Annotated in this window: 1 protein-coding gene, 2 tRNA genes and 1 rRNA gene; all 4 read left to right on the top strand. The window is 44.3% G+C overall.

The features are described 5' to 3' along the window. Positions 1-106: 106 nt before the first annotated feature. Positions 107-223: ribosomal RNA gene (gene rrf, locus AQR02_RS19715) — 5S ribosomal RNA — on the top strand. 96 nt (positions 224-319) lie between these two features. Beyond that, on the top strand, positions 320-844 hold the full coding sequence (locus AQR02_RS19710) for an AAA family ATPase (RefSeq protein ID WP_082451919.1): 525 nt from the start codon (positions 320-322) through the stop codon (positions 842-844). Positions 845-928: 84 nt separating this feature from the next. Further along, positions 929-1,003 (top strand) — tRNA-Glu (locus tag AQR02_RS19705). A 66-nt stretch (positions 1,004-1,069) separates the two neighbouring features. After that, positions 1,070-1,145, top strand: a tRNA-Val gene (locus AQR02_RS19700). The last annotated feature ends 29 nt before the right edge of the window (positions 1,146-1,174 follow it).

Genomic DNA, 1,174 nt, shown 5'->3' with positions numbered 1-1,174 from the left:
AATCAAGTTCTGATTCATGAGGCCCTAGCGGTTGATTGATAAAGACATGATATTCAGCATTTGGCGATGCTGAGACCTGAATATGCATTTACGCTGTAAATGCCCGTTTGGTGGCGATAGCGGAAGGGTTCCACGCGTACCCATCCCGAACACGACCGTTAAGCCTTCCAGCGCCGATGGTACTTGGACCGAAGGGTCCTGGGAGAGTAGGACGCCGCCAAGCACTTAAGACCACTGTTGATCATATCAGCAGTGGTCTTTTGTTCGTTACACGGATTAGTTATACAGGGAATTATGAACTATCTTGGGAGTGGTGTTGTTGATTATTTGGATCAATGGAGCTTTTGGTTCCGGAAAGACACAAACGGCTGCAGAGCTGAACCGTAAAATAGCAAATTCCTTTGTGTTTGATCCGGAGAATGCTGGGGAATATATTAGTAAAAATCTTCCTGAAGGAATGCTAAAAAATGATTTTCAGGATTATCCGCTTTGGCGTGAAATCAATTATGCGATGTTAAAGCACATCGATTCTGAATATAACGGGACGATCATCGTACCCATGACGATTGTAGAACCAGCTTATTTGATGGAACTGACGGGCAGGCTGCAAAATGAAGGAATTGTAGTTCATCATTTCACATTGTGTGCTTCACGGGAGACCCTGTTAAGGCGGTTAAGGAGCCGTGGCGAGAGAGAGGACTCTTGGGCTGCACAGCAGATCGACAGATGCCTTAGCGGGCTGCAACAGGCATTATTCCGACGGCATTTAGATACGGATTCATTAAGCTTAGAAGAAGTCTCTGAGTCCGTGTTGTCATTATTGGAATGGCCTCCTAGTACATAGATAAAAATTAGTAAATAAAGTATTGCTATATTACAGAATAATTGGTATAATATTTTTTGTTGTCACAAACGACATTGATGATATGGCCCGTTGGTCAAGGGGTTAAGACACCTCCCTTTCACGGAGGTAACATGGGTTCGAATCCCATACGGGTCACCATTTTCCTGAATAAAGATTGCTTTTATAAGGGATATGTGATAAGATCATTAAGTTGCTTCTTTCGATGGAGGCTTAGCTCAGCTGGGAGAGCATCTGCCTTACAAGCAGAGGGTCGGGGGTTCGAACCCCTCAGCCTCCACCAGATGAACCATTGAGGAAGACAATACTTTT

It is taken from the genome of Paenibacillus ihuae (assembly GCF_001368795.1).
Lineage (GTDB): Bacteria > Bacillota > Bacilli > Paenibacillales > Paenibacillaceae > Paenibacillus_AQ > Paenibacillus_AQ ihuae.
The sequence above is the reverse complement of the archived record's forward strand: the minus strand, read 5'-3'. Positions and strand labels throughout refer to the sequence as shown.